9 protein-coding genes are annotated in these 15,403 nt (G+C 51.8%); 3 read left to right on the forward strand and 6 right to left on the reverse strand.

Annotated features, from left to right (window positions below; translation table 11 throughout):
- Positions 1 to 15: 15 nt before the first annotated feature.
- The gene (speD, locus tag K0335_RS10465; protein WP_000734288.1) at positions 16 to 810 is read left to right on the forward strand and encodes an adenosylmethionine decarboxylase; all 795 of its coding nucleotides are present in this window, start codon (positions 16 to 18) and stop codon (positions 808 to 810) included.
- A 37-nt stretch (positions 811 to 847) separates the two neighbouring features.
- Here the strand turns inward: speD and yacL are convergent, their stop codons facing one another.
- Positions 848 to 1,210, reverse strand: a complete 363-nt coding sequence (gene yacL, locus K0335_RS10470) for a protein YacL (RefSeq protein WP_219393814.1) — start codon at positions 1,208 to 1,210, stop codon at positions 848 to 850.
- Positions 1,211 to 1,406: 196 nt separating this feature from the next.
- Positions 1,407 to 4,004: a bifunctional aconitate hydratase 2/2-methylisocitrate dehydratase gene (gene acnB, locus K0335_RS10475; protein WP_012599867.1), complete on the reverse strand. Its 2,598-nt coding sequence runs from the start codon at positions 4,002 to 4,004 to the stop codon at positions 1,407 to 1,409.
- A gap of 354 nt (positions 4,005 to 4,358) precedes the next feature.
- Here acnB and K0335_RS10480 point away from each other — a divergent pair, with 354 nt between their 5' ends.
- On the forward strand, positions 4,359 to 6,215 hold the full coding sequence (locus K0335_RS10480; protein ID WP_160193847.1) for a DUF3300 domain-containing protein: 1,857 nt from the start codon (positions 4,359 to 4,361) through the stop codon (positions 6,213 to 6,215).
- Between the two features lie 70 nt (positions 6,216 to 6,285).
- Here the strand turns inward: K0335_RS10480 and lpdA are convergent, their stop codons facing one another.
- The 4 genes from lpdA to pdhR form a co-directional block, all read right to left on the reverse strand.
- Complete coding sequence (gene lpdA, locus K0335_RS10485) at positions 6,286 to 7,710, reverse strand: dihydrolipoyl dehydrogenase (protein WP_000102485.1); 1,425 nt, start codon at positions 7,708 to 7,710, stop codon at positions 6,286 to 6,288.
- A 207-nt stretch (positions 7,711 to 7,917) separates the two neighbouring features.
- Positions 7,918 to 9,810 carry a pyruvate dehydrogenase complex dihydrolipoyllysine-residue acetyltransferase gene (gene aceF, locus K0335_RS10490; protein WP_000963518.1) on the reverse strand — a complete coding sequence of 631 codons (1,893 nt, stop codon included), beginning with the start codon at positions 9,808 to 9,810 and terminating at the stop codon, positions 7,918 to 7,920.
- 14 nt (positions 9,811 to 9,824) lie between these two features.
- A complete protein-coding gene (gene aceE / locus K0335_RS10495; protein WP_000003821.1) occupies positions 9,825 to 12,488 on the reverse strand; it encodes a pyruvate dehydrogenase (acetyl-transferring), homodimeric type in 2,664 nt (887 codons plus the stop codon).
- Positions 12,489 to 12,648: 160 nt separating this feature from the next.
- A complete protein-coding gene (pdhR, locus tag K0335_RS10500; protein ID WP_000331776.1) occupies positions 12,649 to 13,413 on the reverse strand; it encodes a pyruvate dehydrogenase complex transcriptional repressor PdhR in 765 nt (254 codons plus the stop codon).
- 589 nt (positions 13,414 to 14,002) lie between these two features.
- On the opposite strand from pdhR, the gene aroP reads away from it, so the two are divergent.
- Positions 14,003 to 15,376, forward strand: a complete 1,374-nt coding sequence (gene aroP, locus K0335_RS10505; protein WP_000969915.1) for an aromatic amino acid transporter AroP — start codon at positions 14,003 to 14,005, stop codon at positions 15,374 to 15,376.
- Positions 15,377 to 15,403 lie beyond the last annotated feature (27 nt).

Genomic DNA, 15,403 nt, shown 5'->3' on the forward strand with positions numbered 1-15,403 from the left:
GGAGAAGATAAGAAATTGAAAAAACTGAAACTGCATGGCTTTAATAATCTGACCAAAAGTCTGAGTTTTTGTATTTACGATATCTGCTATGCCAAAACAGCCGAAGAGCGCGACGGTTATATCGCTTATATCGATGAACTCTATAATGCCAACCGCCTGACCGAAATTCTGTCAGAAACCTGTTCCATTATCGGAGCCAATATTCTTAACATCGCCCGCCAGGATTACGAACCACAAGGTGCCAGCGTCACTATTCTGGTGAGTGAAGAACCGGTCGACCCGAAACTTATCGACAAAACAGAACACCCCGGCCCACTGCCAGAAACGGTCGTTGCCCATCTCGATAAAAGTCATATTTGCGTACATACCTACCCGGAAAGCCATCCTGAAGGTGGTTTATGTACCTTCCGCGCCGATATTGAAGTCTCTACCTGCGGCGTGATTTCTCCGCTGAAGGCGCTGAATTACCTGATCCACCAGCTTGAGTCCGATATCGTAACCATTGATTATCGCGTGCGCGGTTTTACCCGCGACATTAACGGTATGAAGCACTTTATTGACCATGAGATTAATTCGATTCAGAACTTTATGTCTGACGATATGAAGGCGCTGTATGACATGGTGGATGTGAACGTCTATCAGGAAAATATCTTCCATACCAAGATGTTGCTTAAAGAGTTCGACCTTAAGCACTATATGTTCCACACAAGGCCAGAAGATTTAACCGACAGCGAGCGTGAGGAAATTACCGCGGCGCTGTGGAAAGAGATGCGCGAGATTTATTACGGGCGCAATATGCCAGCTGTTTAACGACTCAGGCGGAGCACAGAGGCTCCGCCTGATTAATCTACTTCTGCTGCACAAAATCGCGGTAAGCCGCTACTACCTGCAAGAAGTCCTCAACGCCGCACAGCGACAGGCTTTCCTCGTCGTAGTAGTTCATCCCCTCTTCCATTTCATCGCCAGCGAATTCCAGTTGATTGGCGCGAACCATCACCTCTTCGCCCTCCATCCACAGGGTGTATTCATGCCCTGCCCGTTGCCAGGAACGTTCGCTGCCTTTGAGCGTGCGCGCTGCGTCTTCCACTTCGTCAAGCAAGGCCAGGTTTTCTTTCACCTCTTCATTAAACCAGTGCCCGATGACTTCATGCCCCATGGACATGCGCACCTTTACCACTCCGGTTACATCACGCAGAAATTCGTAATCCATAGTATGTTCCTCTGCTCCTGGCAATGCGCCAATACTGCATTGCACCTTAGGTTTAATTATCGCAGTACTATGCAAGAATAAAAGGTGGAAAAGGATAAGGAATAAAAATAAACCCCCTTTCCTTGAGCAAAAAGGGGGTTTAAAGAAGTGTTGCTTGTCAGGTATTCAGGATAACACCTGAGCTATTTTCAGGCTGTTACACCGCAGTCTGGAAAATCACCCCATCCGCTTTTTCGGTGTACTGAGAAAGCTGGTTGAAGTTCAGATAACGGTAAGTATCAACGGCTGTTTTATCTACCTGCGCCACGTAGGTCTGGTACTCTTCCGGTGTCGGCAGTTTGCCAATCAGCGCCGCAACAGCAGCCAGTTCAGCAGAAGCCAGGAAGACGTTCGCGCCAGTACCCAGACGGTTCGGGAAGTTACGGGTAGAGGTGGAAACCACCGTCGCACCGTCTGCTACACGCGCCTGGTTACCCATACACAGGGAACAGCCAGGTATCTCGATACGCGCACCGCTCTTACCGAAGACGCTGTAATAGCCTTCCTCGGTAAGCTGCGCAGCGTCCATACGGGTTGGCGGTGCCACCCACAGGCGGGTCGGTAGCTGACCTTTATGCGCATCCAGCAGTTTACCGGCGGCACGGAAGTGACCGATGTTGGTCATGCAAGAACCGATAAACACTTCGTCGATTTTCTCGCCCTGTACCGCAGACAGCGGACGTGCGTCGTCCGGGTCGTTCGGTGCACAGAGGATTGGCTCTTTGATATCCGCCAGATCGATGTCGATCACTGCCGCGTATTCCGCATCTGCATCGGCTTCCAGCAACTCAGGATTCGCCAGCCATTTTTCCATGCCCTGAATACGACGTTCCAGGGTACGACGATCGCCATAACCTTCCGCAATCATCCACTTCAGCAGGACGATGTTAGAGTTCAGGTATTCAATGATCGGCTCTTTGTTCAGCTTGATGGTACAACCGGCAGCAGAACGCTCGGCGGACGCATCGGTCAGCTCAAAGGCCTGCTCAACTTTCAGATCCGGCAGACCTTCAATTTCCAGAATGCGACCAGAGAAGATGTTTTTCTTGCCTTTCTTCTCAACGGTCAGCAGACCTTGTTTGATCGCATACAGCGGAATGGCATGTACCAGATCGCGCAGGGTGATGCCCGGCTGCATTTTGCCTTTGAAGCGAACCAGAACGGATTCCGGCATATCCAGCGGCATTACGCCTGTTGCAGCTGCAAATGCCACCAGACCAGAGCCCGCCGGGAAAGAGATACCGATCGGGAAACGGGTATGGGAGTCACCGCCAGTACCGACGGTATCCGGCAGCAGCATACGGTTCAGCCAGGAGTGAATTACGCCGTCACCCGGACGCAGCGACACACCGCCACGGTTCATGATGAAGTCCGGCAGCGTGTGGTGAGTGTTAACGTCAACTGGTTTCGGATAAGCTGCTGTGTGACAGAAAGACTGCATCACCAGGTCAGCCGAGAAGCCCAGGCACGCCAGGTCTTTCAGTTCATCACGGGTCATTGGACCGGTGGTGTCCTGAGAACCGACTGAGGTCATTTTCGGTTCGCAGTACGCGCCCGGACGAATGCCTTTCACGCCGCAGGCACGACCGACCATTTTCTGCGCCAGCGAGAAGCCGCGATCGCTCTCAGCGACATCTTTCGCCTGACGGAACACATCGCTCTGCGGCAGGCCGAGTGCTTCACGCGCTTTGGTGGTCAGGCCACGCCCGATAATCAGCGGAATACGGCCGCCAGCACGCACTTCATCAATCAGCACGTCGGTTTTCAGTTCGAAGGTCGCCAGCAGTTCGCCGGTTTCGTGGTTACGCACTTCACCTTTGTACGGGTAAACGTCAATCACGTCGCCCATGTTCAGGTTAGAGACGTCGACTTCGATTGGCAGTGCGCCGGCGTCTTCCATTGTGTTAAAGAAGATTGGCGCAATTTTACCGCCGAGACACAAACCACCGCCGCGTTTGTTCGGTACATGAGGAATATCTTCACCCATAAACCACAGCACGGAGTTCGTGGCGGATTTACGCGATGACCCCGTACCCACAACGTCACCGACGTACGCCAGCGGGAAACCTTTCTGTTGCAGAGCTTCGATTTGCTTGATCGGACCAACAACACCCGGCTGGTCTGGCTCGATGCCTTCACGCGCGTTTTTCAGCATCGCCAACGCGTGCAGTGGGATATCCGGGCGTGACCACGCATCCGGTGCCGGAGAAAGGTCATCGGTGTTGGTTTCGCCAGTTACTTTGAAGACAGTAACGGTCAGTTTTTCAGCCAGCGCCGGGCGATTCAGGAACCATTCGGCATCTGCCCAGGACTGCATTACCTGCTTCGCATATTCGTTGCCTGCTTTGGCTTTCTCTTCTACGTCATAGAAGTTATCGAACATCAACAGCGTGTGGGACAGTGCTTTGGCAGCAATCGGTGCCAGTTTGGCATCGTCCAGCGCGTCGATCAGCGGATGAATGTTGTAACCACCCTGCATAGTGCCCAGCAGTTCGATAGCTTTTTCCGGAGTCAGCAGCGGGGATTTAGCTTCGCCTTTGGCGACAGCAGCCAGGAAGCCTGCTTTGACATAGGCGGCTTCATCGACGCCAGGGGGAACACGGTTGGTTAACAGATCTAACAGGAATTCTTCTTCGCCCGCGGGCGGGTTTTTCAGCAGCTCTACAAGTGCGGCCATTTGGTTTGCATCCAGGGGTTTGGGCGCAATCCCCTCAGCGGCACGCTCAGCTACGTGCTTACGGTATTCTTCTAGCACGACGGTTCTCCTCGCTCTCATTGTCATAGTGCGGCAGGCGATTCTCTTCACGCTCCTGTGAGACAGCAGTTTGTAGGGTAAATGCCCAGTACCGCAACGGGCAGAATAGCAGGATTTTAGCGATGTGTTAATTCGTTTACAAAAAAGCAACACAAAAAAGTGGCTGAATCGTTAAGGATAGTCTAGAGAATGTTACCAGTCTGAAACCACCTGTTAATTCGCACGGTTATAATCACCCATCTCAACAAATCCCAATATTCGTCAAAATTTAAACTACAGCCTCTTTATACTTTCGCATTCAGCACCTGCGGGTGGCAGTTCGCCGACCATTACGATTTCCTTGAGATCAGGATCATGATAATAACTTCGCCGTTTAAACCCAATGTGCTGGTGCTTATTTGCAGTGCCGGGATTTGTGCCGCCTCTGCCGGGCTGTATATAAAAAGCCGCACGCCAGATGCCCCCGTCCAACCAGTGCCAGTTGTTGCCACCGTGGCAACAGCCCCACAAATCGGGGAGCAACCGACACCAGTTCCTCCAGCAACGCTTGCACCAGAAGTAACGGCAACCCTACCCCTTACGCCTGCCAGTACCGCTGAAGTGAAATCGACTTTTACCACTGCGCAAATTGACCAGTGGGTCGCGCCAATTGCGCTTTATCCTGATGCTTTGCTATCACAAGTATTGATGGCAGCCACTTATCCAACCAATGTGGCACAGGCAGTTCAGTGGTCACGAGATAATCCGACAAAACAGGGTGATAATGCTATTCAGGCCGTTTCTGACCAACCCTGGGATGCCAGCGTAAAATCGCTGGTGGCTTTTCCGCAACTGATGGCATTAATGGGCGAAAACCCGGAGTGGGTGAAAAATCTTGGTGATGCATTCCTGGCACAACCGCAGGACGTCATGGACTCAGTACAGAAATTACGTCGCCTGGCACAGCAGACCGGATCGTTAAAATCAACCGTGGAACAGAAAGTTGTGACCACAACCCGGAAAGCTGCGCCGGTAAAATCTCATGAATCGGAAAACCAGGACACGACGTCTGTCGCCAGTACAACAACCATTATTACCCAGCCAGATCCCGAACCGACTATTATCACCATTGAGCCAACGAAACCGGACGTAATTTATATTCCAAACTATAACCCCACCGTAGTTTACGGAAGCTGGGAAAATACGGCTTATCCACCCGTTTATTTGCCACCACCAGCAGGCGAACCGTTTGTTGATAGCTTCGTGCGCGGCTTCGGTTACAGCATGGGTGTTGCCACAACGTATGCCTTATTCAGCAATATCGACTGGGATGATGATCATCACGATCATCATCATGATGACGACAATCACCATAACCACAACGACGACTATCGGGACGGGAACGGCTGGCAGCATAACGGCGATAACATCAATATCAACGTCAATAATTTCAACCGTATCACGGGTGAGCATCTTACTGACAAGAATATGAGGTGGCAGCATAATCCAAATTACCGTGACGGCGTGCCTTACCATGATCAGGATATGGCAAAACGTTTTCATCAAACAAACGTCAATGGTGGTATGAGCACCACACAGCTGCCAGCACAGTCTCGCGATATCCAGCGCCAGGCGGCAGCGAGTCAATTTCAACAGCGGACGCACTCTGCACCAGTGACCATGCGTGATACACAACGTCAGGCTGCTTCACAGCAATTTTATCAGCGGGAGCAACAGGATGATTTTCGTGATTATGCTCTGCCCCGCCGTAACAGCAACACTTCACGTTTTAATGGCGAATACCACAACCGTGAAGACGGGAATGTTCGCCCACCGCAACGCCAGTTAACTCAACAACAGCGGGAGAACGCCCGTAAGCGTTATGATTCTGCGACACCTGAGCAGCGCCAGGCGTTTCGTGAGAAAGTTCAGAACCAGCAACGACCGCTGAGTCAGCAGCAAAGGGATAGCGCCCGCCAGCGAATTCAATCGGCCTCGCCTGAGCAGCGTCAGGCTTTTCGGGAGAAAGTTCAGAATCAGCAACGACCGCTGAGCCAACAGCAAAGGGATAGCGCTCGCCAGCGAATTCAGTCAGCAACACCTGAACAACGTCAGGTCTTTCGCGAGAATCGCTTGAATGACACCAGCCGCGTCTCCAGACTTAGTAGTGAGCAACGCTCAGCAGTACGGGAACGTCTCTCTGAGCGCGGAGCAAGGCGACTGGAAAGGTAAATTACAGACGTAAAAAAAGCGGCGTGGTTAGCCGCTTTTTTAATTACCGGATGTCCCGGCACTCGAAGAATTACTTCTTCTTCGCTTTCGGGTTCGGCAGGTCGGTGATGCTACCTTCGAACACTTCTGCCGCCAGGCCCACAGACTCGTGCAGAGTCGGGTGCGCGTGGATGGTCAGTGCGATGTCTTCAGCATCACAACCCATTTCGATTGCCAGACCGATTTCACCCAGCAGCTCGCCGCCGTTAGTACCGACAATCGCACCACCGATCACACGGTGAGATTCTTTGTCGAAAATCAGCTTGGTCATACCGTCTGCGCAGTCAGAAGCGATAGCACGACCAGAAGCAGCCCACGGGAAGGTGGCGGTTTCATAGCTGATGCCTTTCTCTTTCGCTTCTTTCTCAGTCAGACCCACCCATGCAACTTCTGGTTCGGTATAGGCGATAGACGGGATAACTTTCGGATCGAAGTAGTGTTTCTTACCGGCAATAACTTCAGCGGCAACGTGACCTTCGTGAACACCTTTGTGTGCCAGCATCGGCTGACCGACGATATCGCCGATAGCAAAGATGTGCGGTACGTTGGTACGCAGCTGTTTATCAACGCGGATGAAACCACGGTCGTCCACTTCCACGCCCGCTTTGCCTGCGTCGAGGTTTTTACCGTTCGGCACACGACCAATCGCTACCAGTACGGCGTCGTAACGCTGCGGTTCAGCCGGTGCTTTTTTACCTTCCATCGTCACATAGATACCGTCTTCTTTCGCTTCAACGGCGGTAACTTTGGTTTCCAGCATCAGGTTGAATTTCTTGCTAATACGCTTGGTGAAGACTTTAACGATGTCTTTGTCAGCTGCCGGGATAACCTGGTCGAACATTTCAACCACGTCAATCTGTGAACCCAGCGCGTGGTATACGGTCCCCATTTCCAGACCGATGATACCACCACCCATTACCAGCAGGCGTTCTGGTACTTCTTTCAGTTCCAGCGCATCTGTGGAGTCCCAAATACGCGGATCTTCATGCGGAATAAACGGCAGTTGGATCGGGCGAGAACCCGCTGCAATGATCGCGTTGTCGAAGTTGATCACGGTTTTGCCGTTCTCACCTTCCACTTCCAGGGTGTTAGCCCCGGTGAATTTACCCAGACCGTTGACCACTTTGACTTTGCGGCCTTTCGCCATACCAGCCAGACCACCGGTCAGCTGATTGATCACTTTCTCTTTCCAGGTACGAATCTTGTCGATATCGGTTTTCGGTTCGCCGAAGACGATACCGTGTTCAGCCAGCGCTTTGGCTTCTTCGATAACTTTTGCTACGTGCAGCAGTGCTTTAGAAGGGATACAGCCGACGTTCAGGCAAACACCGCCAAGGGTGTTGTAACGTTCTACGATTACGGTTTCCAGACCTAAATCAGCGCAACGGAAGGCAGCGGAGTAACCTGCGGGGCCTGCCCCAAGTACCACGACCTGAGTTTTGATTTCAGTACTCATCATGACCTCTATATATTTATCTCCGGCGGGTCTGACGTTTTTTTTATGACGCCCATCATCCACCGGGTCGTTCTATCCGTCGGTATTTTACAAAATTGTTAACAATTTTTAAACAACAAACGGCAACCGATTTGTCTATTCGCTAATAACCTCAATACATTCATGAGATTACCAGAAAAAAGCCGGCCGTTGGGCCGGCTCTTTTACTTACATCACCAGACGGCGAATGTCAGACAGCGTGTTGTTAATGATGGTAATGAAACGGGCACCATCAGCACCGTCGATCACGCGGTGGTCGAAGGAGAGAGAAATCGGCAGCATCAGACGCGGCACGAACTCTTTACCATTCCACACCGGCTCCATCGCGGACTTGGAAACACCGAGGATAGCCACTTCCGGCGCGTTCACAATCGGCGCGAAGTGGGTAGTACCCAGGCCGCCGATGCTGGAGATGGTGAAGCAACCGCCCTGCATTTCGCCCGCAGTCAGCTTACCGTCACGCGCTTTCTTAGAAATAGTCATCAGCTCGCGAGACAGCTCGATGATGCCTTTCTTGTTGACGTCTTTGAATACCGGAACAACCAGGCCGTTCGGGGTATCCACCGCCACACCGATGTTGATGTATTTCTTCAGGGTCAGACGCTGACCGTCTTCCGACAGAGAACTGTTGAAGCGAGGCATCTGCTCAAGTGCCGCAGCAACGGCTTTCATGATGAAGACAACTGGGGTTATCTTCACATCCAGCTTACGTTTCGCTGCTTCTTCGTTCTGCTGTTTACGGAACGCTTCCAGCTCGGTGATATCAGTTTTGTCGAAGTGGGTAACGTGCGGGATCATCACCCAGTTACGGCTCAGGTTCGCACCAGAGATTTTCTGGATGCGGCCCAGTTCCACTTCTTCGATTTCACCAAACTTGCTGAAGTCCACCTTCGGCCACGGCAACATGCCAGGGATACCGCCGCCAGTCGCCGCCGGAGCCGCTTCTGCACGTTTGATAGCTTCTTTCACGTAAGCCTGAACGTCTTCGCGCAGGATACGACCTTTACGGCCAGTGCCCTTCACTTTTGCCAGGTTAACGCCAAACTCGCGTGCCAGACGGCGGATCAGCGGAGTCGCGTGAACGTAAGCGTCGTTTTCAGCAAATTCAGATTTGCCTTCTGCTTTTGCAGCCGGTGCTGCTGCCGGAGCTTCAGCTTTTGCTGCCGGAGCCGGCGCTGCCGCTTCCTGTTTCGCAGGAGCTGCCGCAGGTGCTGCGCCTTCAACTTCGAAGATCATAATCAGCGAGCCAGTTTTCACTTTATCGCCAACGTTGACTTTCAGTTCCTTCACGACGCCAGCAAACGGAGCCGGAACTTCCATAGAAGCTTTATCGCCTTCTACGGTGATCAGTGACTGTTCAGCGGCAACTTTGTCGCCCACTTTCACCATCACTTCGGTCACTTCAACTTCGTCACCACCGATATCCGGAACGTTAACTTCTTTCACGCCAGCCGCTGGTGCAGGGGCCGCTGCCGGAGCCGCTTCCTGTTTAGCCGCCGGAGCTGCCGCGCCTGCTTCACCCGCGACTTCGAAGACCATAATCAGCGAGCCGGTAGACACTTTGTCACCCACGTTCACTTTGATCTCTTTCACGGTGCCTGCAAACGGAGCAGGAACTTCCATAGAAGCCTTGTCGCCTTCTACGGTGATCAGCGACTGTTCAGCTTCAACTTTGTCGCCCACTTTCACCAGGATTTCGGTCACTTCAACTTCGTCGCTGCCGATATCCGGAACGTTAACGTCTTTTGCCGCTGCAGCCGCGGGTGCTGCTGCCGGAGCGGCTTCTTTCTTCTCTTCTGCCTGAGCAGGTGCAGCGTCTGCTGCACCGTCGGCGGAATCGAAAATCATAATCAGTGCGCCGGTCTGGGTTTTATCGCCAACAGAGACTTTGATCTCTTTAACGATACCCGCCTGCGGAGACGGTACTTCCATAGAGGCTTTGTCGCCTTCTACGGTGATCAGCGACTGTTCGGCTTCAACTTTGTCGCCCACTTTGACCAGGATCTCGGTGATTTCAACTTCATCAGCCCCGATGTCCGGTACTTTGATTTCGATAGCCATTATTCTTTTACCTCTTACGCCAGACGCGGGTTAACTTTTTCTGCATCGATGTTGAATTTGGCGATTGCGTCAGCAACCACTTTCTTATCGATTTCGCCACGTTTAGCCAGTTCGCCCAGCGCCGCTACAACCACGTAGGAAGCATCAACTTCGAAGTGGTGACGCAGGTTCTCACGGCTGTCGGAACGACCGAAGCCATCAGTACCCAGTACGCGGTAGTCGTCAGCCGGTACATAAGTACGGACCTGCTCAGCGAACAGTTTCATATAGTCGGTAGATGCCACTGCCGGAGCGTCGTTCATCACCTGTGCGATGTACGGAACGCGCGGAGTTTCCAGCGGGTGCAGCATATTCCAGCGTTCACAATCCTGACCATCACGCGCCAGTTCGGTGAAGGAGGTCACGCTATAAACGTCAGAACCTACACCGTAATCTTTCGCCAGGATCTCTGCTGCTTCACGGACGTGACGCAGGATAGAACCGGAGCCGAGCAGCTGAACTTTACCTTTGCTACCTTCAATAGTTTCGAGTTTGTAGATACCTTTACGGATACCTTCCTCAGCACCTTCCGGCATTGCCGGCATGTGGTAGTTTTCGTTCAGCGTGGTGATGTAGTAGTAAACGTTCTCTTGTTTCTCACCGTACATACGCTCCAGACCGTCATGCATGATGACAGCAACTTCGTAAGCGTAAGCCGGGTCGTAAGAAATACAGTTCGGGATAGTCAGCGACTGAATGTGGCTGTGACCATCTTCGTGCTGCAGACCTTCGCCGTTCAGGGTGGTACGACCGGAAGTACCGCCGATCAGGAAGCCACGTGCCTGCTGGTCGCCAGCAGCCCAGCACAGATCGCCGATACGCTGGAAGCCGAACATCGAGTAATAGATGTAGAACGGAATCATCGGCAGATTGTTGGTGCTGTAAGAAGTCGCCGCTGCCAGCCAGGAACAACCTGCACCCAGTTCGTTGATCCCTTCTTGCAGAATCTGACCTTTCTCGTCTTCTTTATAGTAAGCAACCTGCTCGCGGTCCTGCGGGGTGTACTGCTGACCGTTCGGGCTGTAAATACCAATCTGACGGAACAGACCTTCCATACCGAAAGTACGCGCTTCGTCGGCGATGATCGGCACCAGACGATCTTTGATCGACTTGTTCTTCAGCATCACGTTCAGGGCGCGAACGAAAGCGATAGTGGTAGAGATCTCTTTGCTCTGCTCTTCCAGCAGCGCGCCGAAGTCTTGCAGGCTCGGCAGCTCCAGCTTCTCGGTGAAGTTCGGCTGGCGGCTTGGCAGATAACCGTGCAGTTTCTGACGCTGAGCGTGCAGATAGGTATGCTCTTCTGAACCTTCCGGGAAGGTGATGTACGGCAGTTTTTCGATATCAGCATCAGACACCGGCACATTGAAACGGTCGCGAATATGACGCACGCCGTCCATGTTCATTTTCTTAACCTGGTGCGCGATGTTTTTACCTTCAGCCGCGTCGCCCATGCCGTAACCTTTAATGGTATGAGCAAGGATTACTGTCGCTTTGCCTTTGGTTTCCTGCGCTTTCTTAAATGCAGCGTAGATTTTCTTCGGATCGTGACCACCACGGTTCAGTGCCCAGATCTGCTCGTCAGTCCAGTCTGCAACCAGTGCTGCGGTTTCAGGATATTTACCGAAGAAGTGTTCACGAACGTACGCACCATCTTTCGATTTGAAGGTCTGGTAGTCGCCGTCAACGGTTTCGTTCATCAGCTGGATCAGTTTACCGCTGGTATCTTTACGCAGCAGTTCATCCCAACGGCTACCCCACATCACTTTGATCACGTTCCAGCCAGCACCTTCGAAGATGCCTTCCAGTTCGTTGATGATCTTGCCGTTACCGGTGACCGGGCCGTCAAGACGCTGCAGGTTACAGTTGATAACGAAGACCAGGTTATCCAGTTTTTCACGGGTAGCGATGGTGATCGCACCTTTGGATTCCGGTTCGTCCATTTCACCGTCGCCGAGGAAAGCGTAAACGGTTTGTTTAGAAGTATCTTTCAGGCCACGGTGTTCCAGATATTTCAGGAATTTAGCTTGGTAAATAGCACCAATCGGACCCAGCCCCATAGATACGGTCGGGAACTGCCAGAATTCCGGCATCAGTTTCGGGTGCGGATAGGAAGAGAGGCCATTGCCGTGAACTTCCTGACGGAAGTTATCCAGCTGCTCCTGAGTCAGACGACCTTCCAGGAAAGCACGTGCGTAAACGCCCGGGGAGATGTGGCCCTGGAAGTAAACCAGGTCGCCGCCATCTTGCTCGTTGCGCGCACGGAAGAAGTGGTTAAAGCACACATCATAAATGGTTGCGGACGACTGGAAGGACGCCATGTGGCCGCCCAGTTCGAGGTCTTTTTTCGACGCACGCAGAACCGTCATGATGGCGTTCCAGCGGATAGCTGAACGAATACGGCGTTCCAGTTCCAGATTACCCGGATACTCCGGTTGTTCTTCAACGGGGATGGTGTTGATGTAGTTGCTGATACCGGTGCCTGCGGCTACGTTGACACCGCCTTTGCGGGCTTCAGCAAGCAGTTGGTCGATCAGATACTGAGCACGCTCAACACCTTCTTCACGGATGACCGATTCGATCGCCTGGAGCCAGTCGCGAGTTTCGATCGGATCCACGTCATTTGGGAAACGTTCTGACATGGGTTATTCCTTATCTATCTAATAACGTTGAGTTTTCTGGAACCTGTCCCATTGAACTCTCGCCGGAAAGCTCAATAAGACAGGTTCTACGTTTAGTTGCCGCGCTTTTATATGCGCTTGATTTACAACATCTTCTGGATAATTTTTACCAGAAAAATCACTAATTCTTTCGTTGTTCCAGACGACGCAGAGAACGCTCACGGCGGCTCTCTTCACGGCTTCTGTCGAGCAAAATTTCTTCGATAAAGGCCAGATGGCGATGCGATGCTTCGCGCGCTTCTTCCGGCTTACCGGCCATAATCGCTTCGAATATGCGAGTGCGGTGACTACTCACCAGCGGCAGCATCTCGCGACGCGAATAGAGCAATTCGAAGTTCTGACGGACATTCTGAGCCAACATCGGCTCCATACACCTTAGCAGATGAAGCAGAACTACATTGTGGGCTGCTTCGGTGACGGCAATCTGATACTGGAGGACGGCGTTTGATTCCGCGTCCAGATCGCCAGACTGCTGCGCCAGCTCTATGGCGTGGTGGAGTTCACGGATGCGTTCCTTGTCTTCATCGGTACTACGCAGCGCGGCGTAATAAGCGGCGATACCTTCCAGGGCGTGTCGTGTTTCGAGCAAGTCATACTGTGATTCAGGATGGTCGGAGAGCAGCTCCACCAGCGGATCGCTGAAGCTTTGCCAGAGGCTGCTCTGGACAAAAGTGCCGCCACCCTGGCGACGAAGCAACAAGCCCTTTGCTTCGAGACGTTGAATCGCCTCACGCAAGGAGGGACGGGAGACGTCGAACTGTTTCGCCAGTTCGCGTTCCGGTGGGAGTTTTTCGCCCGGGCGGAGTGTGCCTTCGAGGATCAAAAACTCCAGTTGCTGCTCAATCACATCGGAGAGTTTTGGTTGGCGGATTTTGCTGTAGGCCATGAATTCCTGTCTTAAGCCACTTGCCGAAGTCAATTGGTCTTACCAATTTCATGTCTGTGACGCTAAAGTAACAAAGTATTCACCTTATGTCCATACAGGTTTTGATTGAAATCATGAAACCGTGCACATTTTAACAAGTTGACATATATAACGTTTCAAAGTTGTAACTATGCACAAATGTTAAATTTACTCAGCCTGAAGAAAATTTAACTTCAATGAAACGAAAAATCATGCAACCTGAAGCGATTCACTCACCAATATCATGTATTTTTATTCATACTGATTGAATTAATAATCATTTTAATTTAGTGGTGCAATTATTAGGAAATTGACAATTGGTGACTTTTTACGCACTCCACATTTATTCCTGCACAAATCAGGTGCATTCACTGCCGCCTACCATTATTCTTGAACTGACGGAAGACTTTCGGTAACAATTCACCATTGGAAACCGTAAAGAAAAAAATACAAAAATCGGAAGTACACAATTACACACGCATCACTGCGAGTTCAGAACAATATTTACTCAAAATAGTTCAGTGCATTCAGGCGGCATGAAATATAAAGAGTAAACACAACACGAGGTTTCATGATGGAAGGTCAACAGCACGGCGAGCAGCTAAAGCGCGGCCTTAAAAACCGCCATATTCAGCTTATCGCGCTGGGTGGCGCGATAGGAACAGGGCTATTCCTGGGTAGCGCCTCCGTAATACAGTCCGCAGGGCCAGGGATTATCCTGGGTTACGCCATTGCTGGTTTTATCGCCTTTCTGATCATGCGTCAGCTGGGTGAAATGGTGGTAGAAGAACCTGTCGCAGGCTCCTTTAGCCACTTTGCTTATAAATACTGGGGCAGCTTTGCTGGTTTCGCCTCTGGCTGGAACTACTGGGTACTGTACGTTTTAGTTGCCATGGCAGAGCTGACTGCTGTGGGTAAATACATTCAGTTCTGGTATCCAGAAATCCCAACCTGGGTTTCTGCCGCCGTATTCTTTGTGGTGATCAACGCCATCAACCTGACTAACGTTAAAGTGTTTGGTGAGATGGAGTTCTGGTTTGCCATTATCAAAGTTATTGCGGTGGTAGCGATGATCATCTTCGGCGGCTGGCTACTGTTCAGTGGCAACGGCGGCCCGCAGGCGACCGTTAGCAACCTGTGGGATCAGGGTGGTTTCCTGCCGCACGGCTTTACCGGGCTGGTGATGATGATGGCGATTATCATGTTCTCGTTTGGTGGTCTGGAACTGGTGGGGATCACCGCAGCAGAAGCTGATAACCCGGAGCAAAGTATCCCGAAAGCAACTAATCAGGTTATCTACCGCATCCTGATTTTCTACATTGGTTCGTTAGCCGTACTGCTCTCGCTGATGCCGTGGACCCGCGTTACCGCCGATACCAGTCCGTTTGTGCTGATCTTCCACGAGTTAGGCGATACCTTTGTGGCGAATGCACTGAACATCGTGGTACTGACTGCTGCGCTCTCCGTGTACAACAGCTGCGTATATTGCAACAGCCGTATGCTGTTTGGTCTGGCACAACAGGGCAACGCGCCAAAAGCGCTGGCGTCTGTCGACAAACGCGGTGTACCGGTTAACACTATTCTGGTGTCTGCGCTGGTTACGGCATTGTGCGTGCTGATTAACTACCTTGCACCGGAATCCGCATTCGGACTGTTAATGGCGCTGGTGGTATCTGCACTGGTAATCAACTGGGCGATGATTAGCCTGGCGCATATGAAATTCCGTCGCGCCAAGCAGGAACAAGGCGTGGTAACTCGCTTCCCTGCTCTGCTTTATCCGCTGGGTAACTGGATCTGCCTGCTGTTTATGGCGGCGGTACTGGTGATTATGCTGATGACCCCAGGAATGGCGATTTCGGTATACCTGATCCCGGTATGGCTGATCGTGTTAGGTATCGGCTATCTGTTTAAAGAAAAAACGGCAAAAGCAGTAAAAGCCCACTAATTTCTTTTCGCCCTCACCTCCCCAGTG

This window comes from Escherichia sp. GZ89 (genome assembly GCF_019366485.1).
Taxonomy (GTDB): domain Bacteria; phylum Pseudomonadota; class Gammaproteobacteria; order Enterobacterales; family Enterobacteriaceae; genus Escherichia; species Escherichia fergusonii.

Coding starts and splice junctions, on each gene's coding strand:
- yacL (WP_219393814.1), bottom strand. CDS start 1,210: ATGGATTACGAATTTCTGCGTGATGTAACCGGAGTGGTAAAGGTGCGC.
- pdhR (WP_000331776.1), bottom strand. CDS start 13,413: ATGGCCTACAGCAAAATCCGCCAACCAAAACTCTCCGATGTGATTGAG.
- aroP (WP_000969915.1), top strand. CDS start 14,003: ATGATGGAAGGTCAACAGCACGGCGAGCAGCTAAAGCGCGGCCTTAAA.
- aceF (WP_000963518.1), bottom strand. CDS start 9,810: ATGGCTATCGAAATCAAAGTACCGGACATCGGGGCTGATGAAGTTGAA.
- aceE (WP_000003821.1), bottom strand. CDS start 12,488: ATGTCAGAACGTTTCCCAAATGACGTGGATCCGATCGAAACTCGCGAC.
- lpdA (WP_000102485.1), bottom strand. CDS start 7,710: ATGAGTACTGAAATCAAAACTCAGGTCGTGGTACTTGGGGCAGGCCCC.
- K0335_RS10480 (WP_160193847.1), top strand. CDS start 4,359: ATGATAATAACTTCGCCGTTTAAACCCAATGTGCTGGTGCTTATTTGC.